Consider the following 18,383-nt stretch of genomic DNA (forward strand, 5'->3'; position numbering starts at 1 on the left):
CCTCTTTTCTATAAAACTACTCTAAAATGGGAACTACTATTCTTTGTCAATCAGCTCCACGCTACGTTTCACAAACGCGGTAAGGGCAGCACCGGAAAGCATGTTCTGCGACAGCAACGCCAGGTCGTAGGCCTGTTTCGCGATCTTCTCGCCGCGCTCGTCGTTGTGCTTGAGGATGCGGTGGTTGATAGGATGGTTGGCGTTGATGGTCACGTTGTACATGTCTGGGAAGTTGCCCATCATCATGCCACCGCCGCCCATGCGGTTCATGTCTTTCATGCGGCGCATGAACTCAGGCAGGGTGATGATTACCGGCTGGTCATCGGTGCTCAAAGCCTCTACACCCACGGTCATGTTCTGGTTGTTGATGGCTTTCTCAAACAGCTCCTTCAAACGCTTGGTCTCGTCTTCAGACAATACGCTGGCCGGTTTGGCATCAGTCTCAATGAGTTTATCGATGGTGTCGGCGTCTACGCGTTTCAGGGTTGTTTTCTCCAGTTTCTGCTCTAACTGACCGATGAAGTGCGGGTCAATCATGGTGTCCAGCTTCACCACATCGTAGTTGCGGTTCTTGGCGGTCTCAATGAAGGCGTGCTGCTTCTCGGCATCAGTCGTGTACAAGATCACCAATTGGCCGTTTTTATCGGTTTGGTTGGCCTGCACGTAGTTGCGGTACTCTTCTAGGGTGTAGAATTTCTCGTCGGTGCTTTGCAGCAGGGCGAAGTCTTTGGCTTTCTCGTAGAACTTGTCATCAGACAACATGCCGTACTTCACGAACACCGCGATGTCGTTCCACTTTTCTTCGTAAGCGGTGCGGTCTTTTTTGTAGATCTCGTTCAGTTTATCGGCCACCTTACGGGTAATGTAGGTGTTGATTTTCTTCACGTTCGCATCGGCCTGCAGGAACGAGCGGCTCACGTTCAACGGAATGTCTGGTGAGTCAATCACGCCGTGCAGCAGCATCAGGAACTCCGGAACTACGTCTTTCACTTCATCGGTGATGAATACCTGGCGGCTGTAGAGCTGGATTTTGTTTTTCTGGAAATCGAACTCATTCTTCACTTTAGGGAAGTAAAGAATACCGGTCAGGTTGAACGGATAGTCCACGTTCAGGTGAATCCAGAACAGCGGGTCCTCAGAGAAAGGATACAGTTCTTTGTAGAAGTTCTTGTAGTCTTCGTCGGTCAGTTCAGACGGAGACTTGGTCCAGATCGGGCTCGGGTTGTTGATGGTCTCGCCGTTGAACTCAACCGGAATGGGTAAGAACTTGCAGTATTTGTTCAGGATAGATTGCAAGCGGGCTTCTTCCAGGAACTCCTCAGAATCCTCGGCGATGTTCAGGATCACATCGGTACCACGCTCGGTGCGAGTTCCGGTAGTGATGGAGAACTCCGTAGAACCGTCGCAGATCCAGTGCGCAGGCTCCGCGCCATCCTGGTGCGACAAAGTGTCAATTTCCACGGTGCTGGCCACCATGAAGGCAGAATAGAAACCTAAACCGAACTGCCCGATGATCTGGCTCTTGTCGGTAGAGTCTTTGTAGCGCTCCACAAACTCAGTAGCGCCGGAGAAAGCGATCTGGTTGATGTATTTCTTGATCTCCTCGGCGGTCATCCCTATCCCGTTGTCCGAGATGATGATCTGCTTTTTCTCTTTGTCCACCTTCACGGTCACCTTCAGGTCACCCAGGTCGCCTTTCAGTTCACCAATCACCGACAAACGCTTGGCCTTCTGGCTCGCGTCTACGGCGTTTGAAACCAACTCACGCAAGAAGATCTCGTGGTCTGAGTACAGGAACTTCTTGATGATGGGGAAAATGTTCTCGGTGTGAATCGAAATCGTGCCTTTTTCTTCCATTTCCGTTTATATCGATGTGTATGTAATTAATTACTATTTTTTTTCTCTTTCGGTGTCCTGTTTCCCTGTTTTTAATCTGTTTTCCAGAAAACAGGCCAGGAACAAGCACTTCTTCGTTCCTCTCTAAAGAGCAACTTCTTGAATCCGCGCCATTGCTGAAAGCAATTGTCAATGAACAATCAGCAATTCTCCCTTTGGCAAAAGCTGTTCCAGCCGGGCAAAAATGACAGGATGTCAGCGTTGGCGTGCGCAAAAGCGGCAGGATTTTGGCTGTACCTACAAACATTTCGTATATTTGTCTGTATCCCTTGGTTGTGCGGTGAAAAACTTTACCCGGTATAGTGCCCTTTTTCTGCTGCTGCTGTTCGCGCGGGTCATGACCCCCAACGAGCTGCTGCTACGGTTGCACGCGCACGAACATACCCAGGAAAAGCCCCATGACGAGTCGCAGACGCACATAGGGCAGAAACACACCCACTGCCATACCGACAACCTTTTCCACGCCCCTTTCCAGCCCGGAGAGGCGGTGGTTCTTCCCTCGCCTGTCACGTATGAGATCCCGTTTGGAGTCTCTGCGCCCCAGGCAGGTTATAGCACTTCTGCTACCCATCATTTCCTCCGCGGCCCACCCGCCATGCAACTTTCCTAGCTTTTTCCTTGCGGGTAAGGATAGCCTGGCACTTCTGCGCTGAGCTATTTTGAGGCTGTTTTCCTGCAAACAGGCCGGAAACATTGGCTTACTCCCAAGGACGTTTGGAGGACGCTCCTCCTGTTTTTCCATTTCTTTTTTCTTACTGAGTTGCGCAAATACATAAGCTATTTTGTGCTGCTTCTGCTGTGCATTGGTCTGGCTTCGGCCGGAACCATGGCACAAACGGGTCCGGTACCGCCCCTGCAAGACGCCCCTTCTGCCGAAGATTGCGGCATTACCTTGTCTGGCACGGTTACAGACCACGAAGATCGCAGCCCATTGATAGGTGCCACCGTAGTTTTGGAGGGCACCCAACACACCAGCATCACCGATGCCAACGGTCATTACCATTTCCACGATCTCTGCCCCGGCACGTACCGGTTGGTAGTGTCTTACATTGGCTACAACCCAGAACGCCTGGAAAAATCGGTACGGGCACCCGAGGTAATCAATTTCAGGATGCACCCAGACGCCCTGCAACTGCACTCGGTGGAAGTGCGGGTGGCCCGGCAACGCGAAGAAGTTACCCAGGCTACCAGCCAGCTAAAAGGGCAGGAGCTGCGGCAGACCCAGGGTCAGTCGCTGGCCCAGTCGCTGGAGCGCATGACGGGGCTTACCAGCATCCAGACGGGACCCAGCATCGCCAAACCCGTGATCCACGGCATGCACAGCAACCGCGTACTGGTCATGAACAACGGCGTGCGCCACGAGGCCCAGCAGTGGGGTTCTGAGCACGCGCCAGAGATTGACCCGTTTGTGGCTTCTGAGTTGACGGTAGTAAAAGGTGCTGCCGGCGTACGTTACGGCGCCGATGCCATAGGCGGCGTGATTCTGGTAGAACCCAAGCCCTTGAGAGACTCCGCGGGCACCAGCGCCGAGCTGAACCTGGTAGGGGTGAGCCACAACCGCCAGGGTGTGCTGTCTGGTATGGTGGAAAGCAACCCGGCGGGTATTCCGTCGCTGAGTTGGCGTCTGCAGGGCACGCTCAAAAAGGCCGGGAACAGCAAAACCCCTGACTACTATCTGGCCAACACCGGTTATCAGGAGCAGAACTTCTCGGCCGCCGCCGGTTGGACCCGCGAGAAGTTTGGGGTGGACGCTTTTTTCAGCCGATTTGACACCAAGCTGGGCGTGTTCTCGGCCTCACACGTGGGTAACCTCACCGACATCCGCAACGCCCTGCAACGGGAACACCCGGAGCCGGAAGCCGATTTCACTTATGACATTGGTGTGCCTTACCAAAACGTGACGCATGACTTGTTCCGGTTGCACGGCTTCTACCGCACCGGACCCGCCAGCCGACTGCTCTTCACCTATGCCCGGCAATATAACCAGCGCGAGGAGTATGACGCCCACGGCGACCAAAGCACCCCTGGCTTGAGGTTTGAGATCACCACCCATAGCACCGAGGCCGTCTGGGAACACCCGCTCATCAGGAACCTGAAAGGCAGCATCGGGGCCACGTACCAGTACCAGTTCAACCGGTACGAGGGCAGGTTCTTTGTGCCGTTCTACCAGATGCACACCGGTGGTTTGTTCTGGATTGAGCACTGGGAGAAAGGCAAGTGGCACGTAGAAGCAGGCGTTCGGTACGATTACCGCTATCTGCAGGCCAAGCTGTACCGCAAAGACACCCCGGAGAGAACCGGTCAGTCGGCGCTTGACAACGAGCTGCTCACGCCCACGCACCGGTTCCAGAACTTGTCTGGTACACTGGGGGCCATCTACCACTTCGGGCCGCACCTGGACCTTAACCTGAATGCTTCCACGGCCTGGCGCTCGCCTACTACCAGTGAGCTGTACAGCAACGGTATCCACCACGGTACGGGCACCTATGAGTACGGCAACGCCAACCTGGGCGTGGAGCGGGCTTACAACTTCATGGCTACGCTGGCTTACATCCAGAACAAGCGCCTGAACGGCGAGATTAGTGTGTACCGCAACTACATAGACAACTACATTTACCAGGAACCCGATACGGTGCCTACGCTTACCATCAGGGGGGCTTTCTTAACGGCCCGTCAGAAACAAGCCAATGCCACCTTTACCGGGGTAGATGTGAGTGCGTCTTACCAGTTAACGGATCACCTTTTGTTCGCCACCAAGGCGTCTCTTGTGCGGGCTTATAACCGTACCGCCGATGAGTACCTGATCTGGATTCCCACAGACCGCTACGAGAACAGCCTGCGTTATTCTGTAGAGCAGTTGGGAGCCCGGGGAGTATTTGCGCAAAACTTTATTCAAGTAAGTGGCTTAGCCGTAGCCCGGCAGCGTCACATTCCAGACAATTACCTGGCTCGGGATTACGCCATGCCACCCGCTGGTTATTTCCTGCTGAACGCCGAGGCGGGCACCACCCTGCAACTAGGCAAGCAGCAGATTGAGGTAGGCCTGATTGGCCGGAACCTCTTAAACACTGCCTACCGTGATTACCTGAACCGTTTCCGGTATTACGCCGATGAGATAGGCCGGTCCATTACCCTGCGGGTGAGCATCCCGCTGAATTTCTAACCGTATTTTTCACCAGAATAAAGACTTTAAATCCCTATGAAATCATTTTTGAAACCTTCCCTCGCTATTTTGTTCGCTGCTTCTGTGTTCCTGACCTCGTGCAGCAATGACGAAGACCCGGTGCCTACCAACGAGGAAGAACTGATTACCACCTTGCAACTGACCATGGTTCCCCAGGGCGGAGGAACTACCGTAACCGCCACGTACCGTGACCTGGACGGCGATGGCGGCGCAGCCCCAACCGTGACCGGCGCTACGCTGGCCGCCAACAAGACCTACGAAGTGACCGTGCAAGTGCTGGATGAGTCTAAGAACCCCGCCGAGGACATTACCGAGGAAGTAGAGGAGGAAGGCGATGAGCACCAATTCTTCTACGTAGTTTCCAACGGCCTGAACCTGACGGTGGCTTACAATGACACCGACAGCAACAACCGCCCCATTGGCATTCACACCAGAATCACCACGGCAGCAGCCTCTACCGGCAACCTGCAAGTAGTCCTGAAGCACCAACCCAACCAAAAAAGCGCTACCAGCACCATTAACACCGGTGAAACAGACGCAGAAGTTACTTTCCCTATTACCGTTCAATAAAGGAGATAAGCACTACAAGAGAAGGCTCCGGCAAATACCGGAGCCTTCTCTGTTTTAGGCCTGTTTTCAGGAAAAGAACTTGAATACGCCTAAGCAAAAAGGGTTGGCTCAAATGAGAACCAACCCTTTTTGCTTATCTTAAGAGTAGTACCGCTTATTCCAGCACAGGCTCCACTTTATATCCTTGGGCCCGGAGCAACTCAATTAACCCGTCTTTGCCAGGTAAATGCGCGGCTCCAACCGCTACAAAAGAAGGCTTCTTCATCATGATGTTGATGATAGGTGTTACCCATTTCTTGTTGCGCTCCTCCAGCATCAGCTTTTGTGACTCCTCGCCATCTTCCTGAGACATAATCAAGGCATACAGCCCGGCCAGATCTTCCTGCTGATACAGGTTCAGCATGTTCTTCATGAGCTTACGCTGGCGGTCAAACTGTTTTACGCTGTTCAGTAACTGCGAAGTCTGTGACTCCAGGGTGGTTTTATCAAACAAAGCTACCTGCTCTTCAGGCGACTCTAATACATACACCGTCTTGCGGGCTTTTTTGGCCAAATTCAGCAATTCCAAGTCATATGACTCAGGGTTGTAGCCCAACAGCTTTGGGTACAGCAACAACTGACCTAAATAACCGGGTTTGATGTAACGGAACTGCTGCAGGCTGCGCTCCAAGGAATCTTCCACAAACTGAGACAGTAGATTATAGTCCTGCGCCGTCATCAAAGTTTCTATGGGCTTGCTCATGCGCATGGAATTGGAAAGCAACCGTGTCAGTTTTGGGCTGTCCAGGTCAACTTCAAAGACCACGGTTTCTGATTTTTCCAGTTTTTGTGTTACCTTACTAGGCAGAACAAACTGTTCTTTAGGCACCAGGTGAAAGGTACCATAGAGATAAGAAGGCTTTAGCCCTTTGCCGCTTACTTTCCAAAGCAGCGAATTCTTTTTGGTACCGGGGGTTTCGCAAGCGCCATTCTTCGGGATAGTGATCCCAAAGAACAAGCTAACGATGAACAACCAAAAAAAAGCGCCTTTATACGTGCCCATAGAGATGAAGGTTACATAACTTCAACAAAAGTATAACTTTTTTTCAGGGCGCAATATGATTTTAGCCAATTTTCCGATAAAACGGTATAAATACGCGACCAAACCTAACCAACTGGAGATAAAGCAATTATAGCATTTAAACTATATATGCAGGTTTATAGCAAAAGTACAAAACAGTTCTACAAACAGAATTTCCCTCTTATTGCATGCACACCAGCACTACTCCGGCTCCTACAAGCAAATTACTGAATACTGCCGTTATTGTAGCCGCCCTAGGCTACTTTGTAGACATCTATGACCTGGTTCTTTTCAGCATTGTAAGGATAGCAAGCCTTAAAGACTTAGGTATCACAGATGCTACCGCGCTGCTAGAAGACGGTGTTTACCTAATAAATATGCAAATGACGGGCATGTTGCTAGGCGGTATCTTCTGGGGAGTTTTAGGCGATAAGAAGGGCAGAATTTCCGTTCTTTTCGGTTCTATCTTTTTGTACTCTGCCGCGAACATTGCTAACGGATTTGTTTCTAATCTGGAGCTTTACGCCTGGCTTAGGCTGATTGCGGGCATAGGGTTAGCCGGTGAATTGGGCGCTGGCATCACGTTGGTTTCTGAGGTCTTACCGAAAGAGAAAAGAGGGTATGGCACCACCATTGTCGCTTCGGTGGGTATTTCGGGGGCCATTCTGGCAGGGGTGATTGGCGAATATTTCCATTGGCGCACAGCTTATTTTGTAGGCGGCGGCTTAGGCTTGCTGCTGTTGCTGCTGAGAATTGGAGTATATGAATCTGGTATGTTTGAGAAAGCGCAGCAGCAGCAAGTAGCCCGAGGCAACTTCCTGAGTCTGTTCACTAACGGGGCCCGCTTCTTCAGGTATCTAAAATGCATCCTGATTGGCGTGCCCATCTGGTTTGTGATTGGCGTACTGATCACCTTTTCACCGGAGATCAGCCAGGCGTTGGGAATCACCGTGCCCATTTCCGCGGCCAAAGGCATTGCGTTTTCTTACTTCGGCCTTACCCTGGGCGATCTGGCTAGCGGGCTGTTAAGCCAGAAACTGCGCAGCCGCAAAAAGGTAGTGGTGCTGTTTCTGTTCCTGTTGGCGGGAATTATTGCGTTGTTTCTGCTGGCCCAAGGCGCCAGTGAAACGTACTTCTACGGTTTGTGCGTTGCTCTGGGCTTCGCGAGCGGTTACTGGGCGGTATTCGTGACTATTGCGGCGGAGCAGTTCGGGACCAATATCAGGGCTACGGTAACCACCACTGTTCCCAACTTCGTGCGCGGGGCCGTAGTGGCGCTTACGCTCTCGTTTAAAGGCCTGCAAGATGATCTGGGCCTGCTCACCACCGCCGCACTGCTGGGCGCCATCACCCTCCTGATCGCCCTGGTTTCCATCAGCACGCTGCCTGAGAGTTTCAGCAAAGACCTGGACTACGTAGAGTAACGTTTAGGGGCTGTTTTGGTGAAAACAGCCCCTAAATGGAAATCTGTTTAGTTTACCTTTATGTTATAAGGAACCGTGTACCTTACGGGCACCTTTTCACCATCCTGTATCCCGGGGCGCCAACGGGGCATGGCTTGAATCACCTGTATGGCATTCGCAGCCAATGATGCATGGGTTGTTTTCACTACCTTAATGTTTCCTGGTTCCCCATCTGCTCCTACCATAAAGGACAGGACTACATGTCCGTTCTGCCGGCCTTTCCGCATGTCTTTGGGTATTTCCATATTGTTGGCCAGGAACTGGAACATGGCTCTTTGCCCCCCAGGAAACTCAGGCATCACTTCAAAAGGGTAATGAGGCACCAATGTTCCCGCCTCATTGAAGCACTGTCCTCGCAGCAGCTTTCCATTGGCATATACGTCCAGGCGCTTGAGTTGCTGGTTGGCATGGTAGGTCTTTAAGGTGTCATGCAACTCCCCGTTTCTATAAGTCATTTCCCATTTCTTCTTGCCGTCCTCAAACCATACTGCTGATTTCCCTTCCAGCTTACCTTTCACATACTGTTTCTTTTCTTTCAGTTGTCCGTTCTTGAACCAGGTTTGGGACAAGCCGTCTCGTACAGAGTCTGTTTTGCTGAAATTTACTTCCTCAAACTTCTCTCCGGTAATGAAAAAATCTTTCCTATACCCTCGGCCGGTACCAGGGTCAGTGATCCGAACAACTCTATAATACGCAGCCTCCTCTTTAGAGACCTGATCAAAATCGGTGTTTAGGTAGATAATGGTGGAATCTGTCTGGCAAAAACCAGTGGCAGCGCCACCTAGCCATAACAGCATGGCTAGTAAAATTTTTCTCATTAGATTTTAGATAAACTTAGACGTGCGTTGGTTTGCAAGGCACCTTTTGTACGCTTTTGTATGTTATAGCAAGATAAGCAGTATTTTTGGAAATGATTCTTTTCAACGAAACCGTTAGCATAGACAACGCCGTGGCCGCTGAGTGGCTCCAGTGGATGCAGGAAACGCATATCCCGGAGGTGATGGCCACTACTTACTTTATAAAGTTCCAGATTGCCAAAGTGATGGAGGAGGAAGACACCGGAGGGACTACTTACGCCGTGCAATACTTCGCCCGCCACATGGATGACCTGATGGAATACCACCGCGACCATGACCAAGCCATGCAAGCTAAAATGCAGGCCAAATACGCCGGTCAGTACGCCGCTTTCAGAACCGTGTTGGAAGTGGTAGGGTAATTAGCGATAGTTGTTCGTTCCCAGTTCTTAGCACATTAAAGCGAACCTAAATGATAGGTTCCTTCTGTTTTTACCTCTCTTTTACCAAAACAGCCCGAAAGCACCTCCTGCTTTTCGGGCTGTTTTGGTGTAAACAGGCTTAAAACCGCTGTAGCTGCTCTGCCGTGAGATTGCAGTTGATCCACTCACCGTCCAGGTTGGCGCCTATACTGCGGTAGAAGTTGATAGCGGGCTCGTTCCAGTTCAGTACCTGCCATTTCATGCGCTTGTAGTTTCCTTCTTTGGCAGCCTGCACTACTTCGTTGAACAACAACCGGCCAATGCCTTTCCTCCGGTGCCGCTCGGTCACCACAATGTCTTCCAGGAACAACATCTTGCCTTTCCAGGTGGAGTAAGCGGTGTAATACAGCGCGATGCCCACAATGCCTTCCTCCGGAGACTCGGCCACGAAGAACTCAAAAATCGGCTTCTCCCCGAAGCCATCCTGGCGCATGTCTTCAATGGTGTTGGAAACCTCGTTGGGGGCTTTCTCATAAACCGCCAATTCCACAATCAGGGCATGCACGCCGGATAGATCGGCCTCGGTTCCTCTACGGACAGATACAGTTAAACTCATAATGCTTTCTTAAACGGCCTATCGGCCGATGGTGCTGCAAATTACGTCTCCACAAGCCTAAACCAAAAGGGCTCCGGCACCACTTTCACCAATTCACCAAGCCGGCTCCGGCTGCCATTCACCTTTCAAACACCTACCACTCACCTCAGAAAACGTCTCATCCGCTTAATCAGGACGGTTTTCAGTTTCCAATGGAGTTAATATTGTCCCAGACAAACAGCCAAACAGCTTTTCCCCTGAAACAAAAAACAACCACACCTATATGGAAAATAAAAGCTTAAATCATTCTGGAACGAAAGAACGGCAAGTACCACGTCAAACCACCGGCATTATGAAGCAATTACAGTCATCTCTCAAAACCCTTGCATTGCTGGCCTTCTTTCTGGGTACGGCCATAGGCAACCTTCAGGCCCAAAAAGCTCCCTCTGAAATCATCTGGGACAAATATGGCGTGCCGCACGTGTATAGCCAGAACACCCCTGAGATGTACTACGCCTTCGGGTGGGCGCAGATGCACAACCACGCCAACCTCCTGCTGGAACTCTACGGACAAGCCCGGGGTCGCGCCTCGGAATACTGGGGCGACAAATACCTCGATTCCGACAAGCAGGTACACCTTTTCAGTTTGCCCGAAACGGCCAAAAAGCAGTACGCCCAGCAACCGTTAGAAGGCAAGCAGCACTTAGACGCCTTCGTGCGCGGGGTGAACGCCTACGCCCAGATGCACCCAGAAGCTATTGATCCGGCCAAAAAGCAGGTGCTGCCTATTACGGCTTATGATGTGCTGGCCCACAGTTCCCGTGTCATTTGCCTGGAGTTCCTGGGCAGCGATGACATTAGGGCGGCGGTGCGCGAGATAACGCCCGGTTCCAACGCCTACGCCATCGCGCCATCCCGGTCGGCGTCAAAGAAAGCCATGCTGGTGACCAATCCGCATCTGCCCTGGGAGAATTTCTTCGTGTTCTTTGAGGCGCACTTGTCGGCGCCGGGGTTCAACGCCTACGGAGTGTCATTGGTGGGGCAGCCTATTTTGAACATCGCCTTCAATGATTACCTGGGCTGGACGCACACCGTGAACACCATTGATGCCTCGGACCGCTACGAGCTCACGCTGCAGAACGGCGGCTACCTGCTGGATGGTAAAGTTCAGGCCTTCGAGAAAAGGACCGTGCCGCTGAAGATCCGGCAAGCCGATGGCTCTTTGAAAACGGAGAACCTGGTCCTTGCTTCATCCAAACACGGTCCGGTGGTAGGAGAGAAGAACGGGAAAGCTTATGCCGTGCGCATTGCCGGACTGGAGAACGGACTCCTAGGCACGCAGTACCACAAAATGGCACAGGCCAAAAACTGGCAGGAGTTTGAAGCGGCGATCAAAATGCTGCAGAACCCGCTGTTCAACATCATCTACGCCGATAAAGCCGGCAACATCCTTTACCTGTTCAACGGCAACGTGCCTAAACGAAGCGAGGGCGATTGGGCCTTCTGGAACGGCACCGTAGACGGTCGGTCCTCCAAGTACATCTGGAACTCCTACCATTCCTACGAGGACCTACCCAAAGTCTTCAACCCCGGCACTGGTTTCGTGCAGAACGCCAACGATGCGCCCTGGACCAGCACCTACCCCGTAGCCCTCAAACCCGCTGATTTCCCGCCTTACATGGCGCCGCAGGAAACGCCTTTGCGCCCGCAACGCGCCGTGAACATGCTCAAAGAAGATGCCTCTATCTCTTTTGACGAACTGGTGGCTTACAAGATGAACACCGGCATGGAATCGGCGGACCGTTTTCTGGATGATTTATTGAAAGCGGTGCAAAAACACCCTGATCCTATGGCCCAGAGAGCCGCCGCCGTGCTGCAGAAATGGGACAAACAGACCGAGGCCCACAGCAAAGGCGCCATCCTCTTCGCCCGTTGGTTTGACAAGCTGCGCGAAGACATGTTTACCACGCCCTGGAACCCCGATCAGCCGTTCACCACCCCAGGCGGCCTCAAAGATCCGCAGAAAGCCGTGGCCCTGCTGGTCACCACCGCCCACGAAGTAGAAAAAAAGTATGGCTCCCTGGATGTGGCCTGGGGCGATGTTTACCGCTTCAGGGTAGGTGATTACAACGTGCCCGGCAACGGCGCACCCGGCCATTACGGCGTCTTCCGGGCCATGTACTACTACAGCGCCGAGGACAACAAGGAATACGCCTTTCACGGGGATTCCTACGTGGCCATCACCGAGTTCGGGGACAAGGTGAGAGCCCAGGTGCTGCTCAGCTATGGCAACGCCACCCAGCCCGGCAGCAAACACCGCGGCGACCAACTCCAATTGCTGTCAGAGAAGAAGCTCCGTGCGGCCTTGCTGGAGAAACAGGAAATCCTGCGGAACATGGAGAAAAAAGAGGTGCTGCAACACCATCCCTAGTTCTTCTTTCAGCGGTACATCAGCGGCGGCAAAAAGCTGCCTGACTCCACCGCGGCTTCACCTTCACGCTTTTTGATACTCCATTCTGGCCTGTTTTCCGCAAAACAGGCCAGAAACGGGAAGCTCTGTGCCTTTATTCATCATGCTACTTTCTGATTTCAACCTCTTTTCGATTTTATCCCATGCACCTGCAAAGAACCAAATCCCTATTTACCTTTTTCTTTTTCCTGTTACTGGTAGTGCTCACGTTTTTCTGGGGACAGCGCTTTCCCGAGAACACACCTAACCTCCGCCTCGTGGGGCTTGACGGGATAGCCTGGTTGATGGTGGCGCTGCCGTTTCTCTGGCTACAGCCCCAGGCCGGGTTGCCCAACCTCTGGGAACCCACCGTGTACCGCCAGCAAAGGATCTGGCTGCCCGTTGCCATTGGGTTGGTATTTGGTGCGTTGGACATTCTGGTGGTGAAGATGATCCTGCACCCCGAGCCGTATACCGAGCTTCCGCCCTTTCTGCAGCCGTTTCCTTACTCCATCGGGCTGTATTTCTCAGGGGCGCTGTATGTGGAAGTCTTCTATCGGTTGGTGCCCATCACGCTGGTTTTGCTGCTGGAACGGATTATCTGTAAAGGGAAATATGCCAGCATTGCCTTCTGGGGCATTGCCGTTCTGAGTGCCTTGCGCGAGCCGTTGGAGCAGTTCCCAGACGGGGCTTGGTGGTTTGTCGCGTACTCGTTTGCCTCGGGCTTCGCCTTTAACTTGCTGCAGGCCATTTACCTCAAGAAAGCGGGGTTCCTGGCTACGCTGCTGATCAGGCTATCGCATTACCTGCTGTGGCACATTCTGCTGGGCGTGTACGTGGAGTACGTGGAACTGGCACCCTGAAGCTCTTCTCTGTATTGAACCTGTTTTCCTGAAAATTGCCCTGAAACAGGGTGGAGCCGTTGGGTTATACCGCCACTTCCCGCATCCAGCCGTTGAACTCGGGGGTTCTCCTTCGGCTCACGAAAACTTCTTCTTTGAAGGATGGCTCTAACGAGATCAGCAGCCGGCCGGCTCCGTCTGAGGTGAATTTCTGAATGGAACTCATCTGCGCCAGCACCTGCCGGTTCAGCCGGAAAAACGTCTCGGAGGGCAAGGTGTTCTCAAAGTGCTCCAGCGTCTCATCTACCAGGTAATCTTTCCCGGCGAAGGTCCGCAAAAAGGTAAGTTCCTTGGCTTTGTAGAGATACGCTACCTCGGCCAGCGGAACCGGCACCAAGGCTTTGCCTTGTTGCGCCATGATGTTGCGGGCCGATGCCTCTGGTTTCAACTCAGGAACGGGCATTGCCCTCTGCAGGCCCTGGAGCTTGACCTCGTATTCCTGCTGTACCCGCAGCAGAATATACACCAGGTGCAGGCTCAGGAATATGAGGAAAGAGACGGGCACATCGGTCACAAACACCACCGTGATGTTGAAAACCGCGGCCCGGTGCGCATTCATGATGAATTCATTATAGACAAAGGAAACCAGCGTGACATACAGCACCGTTATCCCCAGCCCCAGCAACGCTTGCTGAACTCCCCGCTCAAAGGGCGCCTCCAGCCAGGAATAGCGTTTGTCCAGCCGTTCAATCACCCGATGGTTGTATTCCCACAGCACCCACATGGAGACGATGCACACCCCCAGATCGGCGTAATAATCGGGGTTGCGCAATAGCTCAATGAGGGGCGCGGGCTCTCCCACGTGCCTGAACAGCAGCCCCAGGAAGGGAGCCACGGCCAATCTGGTTTTCAGGTCGGGGTAACGTGCCATGCTTGCCGAAATAAGGTAAATTGCTCTTTAAAGATACAAATATGTCGGAGAGGACACCACCTCAGGTGGTGCTCTTTTTCACATGGAAGCTTACCTGCGTTTTTAGGCCCGATTTACCCAAAGAAGCACAAAAGCCGATACTCCAGGAGAATATCGGCTTTTGGCTATATGCTAATGCGAGGTTCTTACTGCGCCGCGTACGGATTTACGCCCATGTTGTAGAAGGTGAAGGACCAGACATCGGTGGCCTCGGCGATCTGGGCGGTGGTGGATTTCCCGGCGCCGTGCCCGGCTTTCACGTCTACCCTGATGAGGTACGGGTTAGGTCCGGCGCCTTTCTCCTGCAGTGTGGCGATGTACTTGAACGAGTGCGCCGGCACTACGCGGTCGTCATGATCGGCGGTGGTCACCAGCGTGGCCGGGTAGTTCACGCCTTCCTTGATGTTATGGATGGGCGAGAATTTCATCAGGTTCTGGAACTGCGCCGGATCATCTGAGGAACCGTACTCCGGCACCCATGCCCAGCCGATGGTGAATTTGTGGAAACGCAGCATGTCCATCACGCCCACGGCCGGCAGGGCCACTTTGAACAGATCCGGACGCTGGTTGGCTACCGCCCCAATCAACAGGCCTCCGTTAGAGCCACCGGCAATGGCCAGTTTCTGCGGCGAAGTGTATTTCTGGCTTTGCAGGTACTCGGCGGCGGCAATAAAGTCATCAAACACGTTCTGCTTGTTGGGCGTCATACCCGCTTTGTGCCAGGCCTCACCGTACTCGCTTCCGCCCCGGATGTTGGCAATGGCCAGCACCCCGCCGTTCTCCAGCCACAGCATGCGCGAGATGCTGAAACCAGGCGTTACTGCTGAGTTGAAGCCGCCGTAGGCGTACAGGTAGGTGGGGTTGTCGCCGTTCAGTTGCAGGCCTTTCTTGTGCGTGATGAACATAGGTACCTTGGTGCCGTCTTTGCTGGTGTAGAATACCTGCTTGGTCTCGTAGGCGTCCATGTCCACGTCTACCTCAGCCTTGCGGAACAGGGTAGATGTATTGGTGACCACATCGTACTGGTAAATGGCGCTGGGGTAAGTGAAGGACGTGAAGGTGTAGAACACCGTCTTGTCTTCTTTCTTCCCGTCAAAACCACCGGCGGTGCCCAAGGTAGGCAGCTGTACATCGTGCAGCCATTTGCCGTTGGTGTCATGCACGCGCACCAAGGTAGCAGCATCTTTCATGTAGTTCAGGATTAAGCGCCCGTTCACCAGAGAGGCCGAGTTCAAGACGTTTTCGGTCTCGGGCACCAAAGTTTTCCAGTTGGTTTGCTGCGGCTTTTTCAGGTCAACCTCTACCAGTTTGTACTTAGGCGCGCCCTGGTTCGTGAGCACAATAAGTTTATCGCCCACGTTCTCCACCACACCGTATTCTTTGTCGAAGCTTTCCACCAGCGGCACAATGGGGCTATTGGTTTTGGAAAGATCCTTCACGTACAGGCTGTTGTTGCTGGTGCCTTCAGAGGCAGTCAAAATCAGGTATTTCTCGTCTTGGGTAGTGCCGGCAAATAACAGGCGCAGCGGGTGCTCTTTGGCTTCCCAGATGAGTTTGTCCTGACTCTGCGGCGTGCCTATTTTGTGGTAGTACACTTTGTGGTACTCGTTCTTGTTGGCCATTTTAGAACCTTTGGTAGGCTCCGCATACCGGCTGTAGAAGAACCCGTCTTTGTGCCAGCTGGTGCCGGAGAACTTGATCCAGTGCAGCTCATCCGCTAGTTTCTTGCCGGTAGCCACGTCCAGCACGTAGGCATCGCGCCAGTCAGAGCCGCCGGTGGAGGTGGTGTACACCGCGTACCTGGCGTCTTTGCTGAAGGTCAGGCTACCCAGCGAGGTGGTTCCGTCTTCCGACAGCTTATTGGGGTCCAGGAACAGCTCCGGGGTGCCATTCAGGCCTTTCTGCCGGTACAACACCGCCTGGTTCTGTAGACCGTCGTTCTTGTAGAAGTAGTAATAGTCACCTTCGCGGAACGGAGCGCCGTACTTGGGGTAGTTCCACAGCTTGGTGAGGCGCTGCTTGATCTGCTCCCGGAACGGGATCTTCTCCAGGTAATCAAAGGTGACTTCGTTCTGGGCTTTGACCCAGGCCGCTACGTTCTGGGCCGTATCAGCTTCCAGCCAGCGGTAAGGATCGGGCACCTGGGTGCCGTGGTAAGTATCAACGTGGTTTATTTTCTCGGTTTTCGGGTACATAAAAGATGGTTTAGCAGTGGCTGCCGCCGTCACTGCGGCCTTATTATCTGTAGAAACAGAAGCCGACGGAGCATTGGTCTTGCAGCCGGTGATTGCCGCAAAGGCGGCAAGGCATAGAAACGCAGACGGTTTGTTCATGTTGTTTCGGGTTTGTTTTTAGTTAGCGAAAGCTATTCAGCCTTCCCCAATTTACTCACCAAATGAATCATTTTAAAATTTCGGGCGGATGACTCTCCAGTAGAGTTCGGTGAATGGTTTCACTCCGGGGAAATACAGCAGCCCCGCCAGGTAGTAGCGCTGGTCCAGCAACCGTTGCCGGTAGGCCTCAAAGCCGAGGTAAACGTCCTGCTCACCGTCCTCATACTGGCGCACATAGCAAGCCTGCTGTTTCCGGCCTGTAAAACGAATTTCCCGCGGAAAACTGTATCGGGTCTGATGCTTCCTGAAAATCAGGCTGTATGGAAAAAAGAGGCAGAAAACGGTCAGGCAGGTCACCACAAAAAAGATCAGGAAGGCGAACTGGTTGATGAGGTGAAAGCAAATGAGCAAAGCGCCGATCCAGGGCCGCAGGGGAGGGTGCCACGCCGCCACTACCGCCGAGGTTAGGAAATACACTGTTACCACAAACCCTATCTGCCACACCCACGGATACTCCAGGTACAGATGGGCGAACGGAAAAGGCTGGTCATAGTCCCGGAAACTCACCACCGCATTGTACAGGGCCGCCTCGGGTTTGAGCCAATGCACATCCGGCGAGTGGGACAGCAGTTTCTTGCCCAAAGCCGCTATCTTCCACAACCCCGACAAGGTGTACACGAACAGCAACCCGAAGTAAAACCAGTTGATGCCCGCGTATTGGTACTTGTCAGGCGCATTCACCGCGGGACGCTCCACCGCCACGAAGATCAGAAACAGGTGCGCCAGCAAAAACAGATGGTTCACGTGCGGCAGATAGCCGTAACTCCACAGCACCAGGTTGATCCACAGCAAGGCCGCCGCCAAAACCATCTGTGGAAGGATCGCCTTTCTGAGGAAGAACTTACTCCCATTCGCCAGAGCCGCTACGGTCATTACGCCCCAGAATACTTCCTTTTGCGGCAAGGCAGGGGCCACCAACCGGCCTACCATATTCAGCGGCTCAAACAACTCGGCCGGGCGGCCTAAGTACAGGTTGAACTTCTGCACTGCCCAATAGAGCCAGAAAAACGTGAGGAGCCGCAAAGCCAGCTCGGCATAGAAGAAATCTATGCTCGCGCGCAGGTATTGGTTATTGACGACATGAGTGCTGGTCTGATGCTTTCTTTCTGCCGTTGCCTCCATAGAATCAGAACCAGACCACTGTATCGGCTTCATAGTTATTGGGGTGATGCAGCAGTTCTTGCACCGTGGTGCTTTCCCGCACGATGCGGTATTCACTTGCTTCTGGATGCAGGTACTTCACCAAAGTATGCAGCCGGGCTTTGCTGTTGGTTTTGCTAGCAGAATCAGCTAAGGTGCGGTTCACCCAATAGTCCAGGGTGTAGACGTAATCGTCTCGGTCAAAGGTGCGGGTGGAACTCACGGCTTGTCGTTGGAAGGTCTTTTCCCCGGAGGTGCGGGTATAGATTCGGTAGGTGCTGTAGTGGTTGTCGCTGCCGCGGGGTTGGGTGAAGAGCTTCCAGTTGGCAAACGGGTACAGCTCGCCCCAGCCTTGGATAAGGGTAAACGAGGAGCATAAGGAGCCGATGATACTAACCACCACCAGCACCCTAAGCCAAACCAAACGCCGATAAGAGGAGGGCATACGCCGAAGCAAATTTGTTGATCTATATTAGCCAAAGTATTCCTATATTCCCAATAAAGCCGGACCGCGGCCCCACAGGCAGCTTCCATCCGGCTCCTGAAATCTTCACCCAGAATTGTTTTTATGGCCGATTTCCCCCGCAAGCAGCTTTGGGATTAAC

General features: G+C 53.0%; 15 protein-coding genes. 7 read left to right on the plus strand and 8 right to left on the minus strand.

Translation table 11 applies throughout. The annotated features are described in order from the left end of the window. Positions 1-36: 36 nt before the first annotated feature. On the minus strand, positions 37-1,857 hold the full coding sequence (gene htpG, locus JT719_RS12155) for a molecular chaperone HtpG (protein ID WP_207433614.1): 1,821 nt from the start codon (positions 1,855-1,857) through the stop codon (positions 37-39). Between the two features lie 295 nt (positions 1,858-2,152). Here htpG and JT719_RS12160 point away from each other — a divergent pair, with 295 nt between their 5' ends. The 3 genes from JT719_RS12160 (at position 2,153) to JT719_RS12170 (ending at position 5,650) form a co-directional block, all read left to right on the plus strand. After that, positions 2,153-2,506, plus strand: a complete 354-nt coding sequence (locus JT719_RS12160) for a hypothetical protein (RefSeq protein WP_242693227.1) — start codon at positions 2,153-2,155, stop codon at positions 2,504-2,506. A 150-nt stretch (positions 2,507-2,656) separates the two neighbouring features. After that, entirely contained in the window at positions 2,657-5,059 is a 2,403-nt protein-coding gene (locus tag JT719_RS12165; RefSeq protein WP_207433615.1) for a TonB-dependent receptor, read from the plus strand. A gap of 36 nt (positions 5,060-5,095) precedes the next feature. Further along, the gene (locus JT719_RS12170) at positions 5,096-5,650 is read left to right on the plus strand and encodes a hypothetical protein (RefSeq protein WP_207433616.1); all 555 of its coding nucleotides are present in this window, start codon (positions 5,096-5,098) and stop codon (positions 5,648-5,650) included. Positions 5,651-5,804: 154 nt separating this feature from the next. Here JT719_RS12170 and JT719_RS12175 read toward each other — a convergent pair whose 3' ends face one another. Then, positions 5,805-6,692, minus strand: a complete 888-nt coding sequence (locus JT719_RS12175) for a TraB/GumN family protein (RefSeq protein WP_207433617.1) — start codon at positions 6,690-6,692, stop codon at positions 5,805-5,807. A gap of 206 nt (positions 6,693-6,898) precedes the next feature. On the opposite strand from JT719_RS12175, the gene JT719_RS12180 reads away from it, so the two are divergent. Further along, entirely contained in the window at positions 6,899-8,134 is a 1,236-nt protein-coding gene (locus JT719_RS12180; protein ID WP_207433618.1) for an MFS transporter, read from the plus strand. A 47-nt stretch (positions 8,135-8,181) separates the two neighbouring features. Here JT719_RS12180 and JT719_RS12185 read toward each other — a convergent pair whose 3' ends face one another. Next, entirely contained in the window at positions 8,182-8,991 is an 810-nt protein-coding gene (locus JT719_RS12185) for an energy transducer TonB (RefSeq protein ID WP_207433619.1), read from the minus strand. Positions 8,992-9,083: 92 nt separating this feature from the next. Here JT719_RS12185 and JT719_RS12190 point away from each other — a divergent pair, with 92 nt between their 5' ends. Then, positions 9,084-9,389, plus strand: coding sequence for a DUF4286 family protein (locus tag JT719_RS12190; protein ID WP_207434294.1), 306 nt, complete (start codon positions 9,084-9,086; stop codon positions 9,387-9,389). 139 nt (positions 9,390-9,528) lie between these two features. Here the strand turns inward: JT719_RS12190 and JT719_RS12195 are convergent, their stop codons facing one another. Next, positions 9,529-10,005, minus strand: a complete 477-nt coding sequence (locus JT719_RS12195; protein WP_207433620.1) for a GNAT family N-acetyltransferase — start codon at positions 10,003-10,005, stop codon at positions 9,529-9,531. Positions 10,006-10,336: 331 nt separating this feature from the next. On the opposite strand from JT719_RS12195, the gene JT719_RS12200 reads away from it, so the two are divergent. Together JT719_RS12200 and JT719_RS12205 are read left to right on the plus strand one after the other, a co-directional pair. Beyond that, complete coding sequence (locus JT719_RS12200) at positions 10,337-12,415, plus strand: acylase (protein WP_207433621.1); 2,079 nt, start codon at positions 10,337-10,339, stop codon at positions 12,413-12,415. Between the two features lie 182 nt (positions 12,416-12,597). Further along, positions 12,598-13,296, plus strand: a complete 699-nt coding sequence (locus JT719_RS12205) for a hypothetical protein (RefSeq protein WP_207433622.1) — start codon at positions 12,598-12,600, stop codon at positions 13,294-13,296. Positions 13,297-13,360: 64 nt separating this feature from the next. On the opposite strand, the gene JT719_RS12210 is transcribed toward JT719_RS12205, so the two are convergent. From JT719_RS12210 to JT719_RS12225, 4 genes are all read right to left on the minus strand, one after another. Then, positions 13,361-14,206: a LytR/AlgR family response regulator transcription factor gene (locus JT719_RS12210; RefSeq protein WP_207433623.1), complete on the minus strand. Its 846-nt coding sequence runs from the start codon at positions 14,204-14,206 to the stop codon at positions 13,361-13,363. 185 nt (positions 14,207-14,391) lie between these two features. Continuing rightward, positions 14,392-16,578, minus strand: a complete 2,187-nt coding sequence (locus JT719_RS12215) for a prolyl oligopeptidase family serine peptidase (RefSeq protein ID WP_207433624.1) — start codon at positions 16,576-16,578, stop codon at positions 14,392-14,394. Positions 16,579-16,650: 72 nt separating this feature from the next. Then, positions 16,651-17,793, minus strand: a complete 1,143-nt coding sequence (locus JT719_RS12220) for a hypothetical protein (protein ID WP_207433625.1) — start codon at positions 17,791-17,793, stop codon at positions 16,651-16,653. Beyond that, entirely contained in the window at positions 17,765-18,223 is a 459-nt protein-coding gene (locus JT719_RS12225; protein WP_207433626.1) for a hypothetical protein, read from the minus strand. The genes JT719_RS12220 and JT719_RS12225 overlap by 29 nt, the downstream gene beginning before the upstream one ends. Positions 18,224-18,383 lie beyond the last annotated feature (160 nt).

Source organism: Sabulibacter ruber, assembly GCF_017355955.1.
Classification (GTDB): Bacteria; Bacteroidota; Bacteroidia; order Cytophagales; family Hymenobacteraceae; genus Nibribacter; species Nibribacter ruber_A.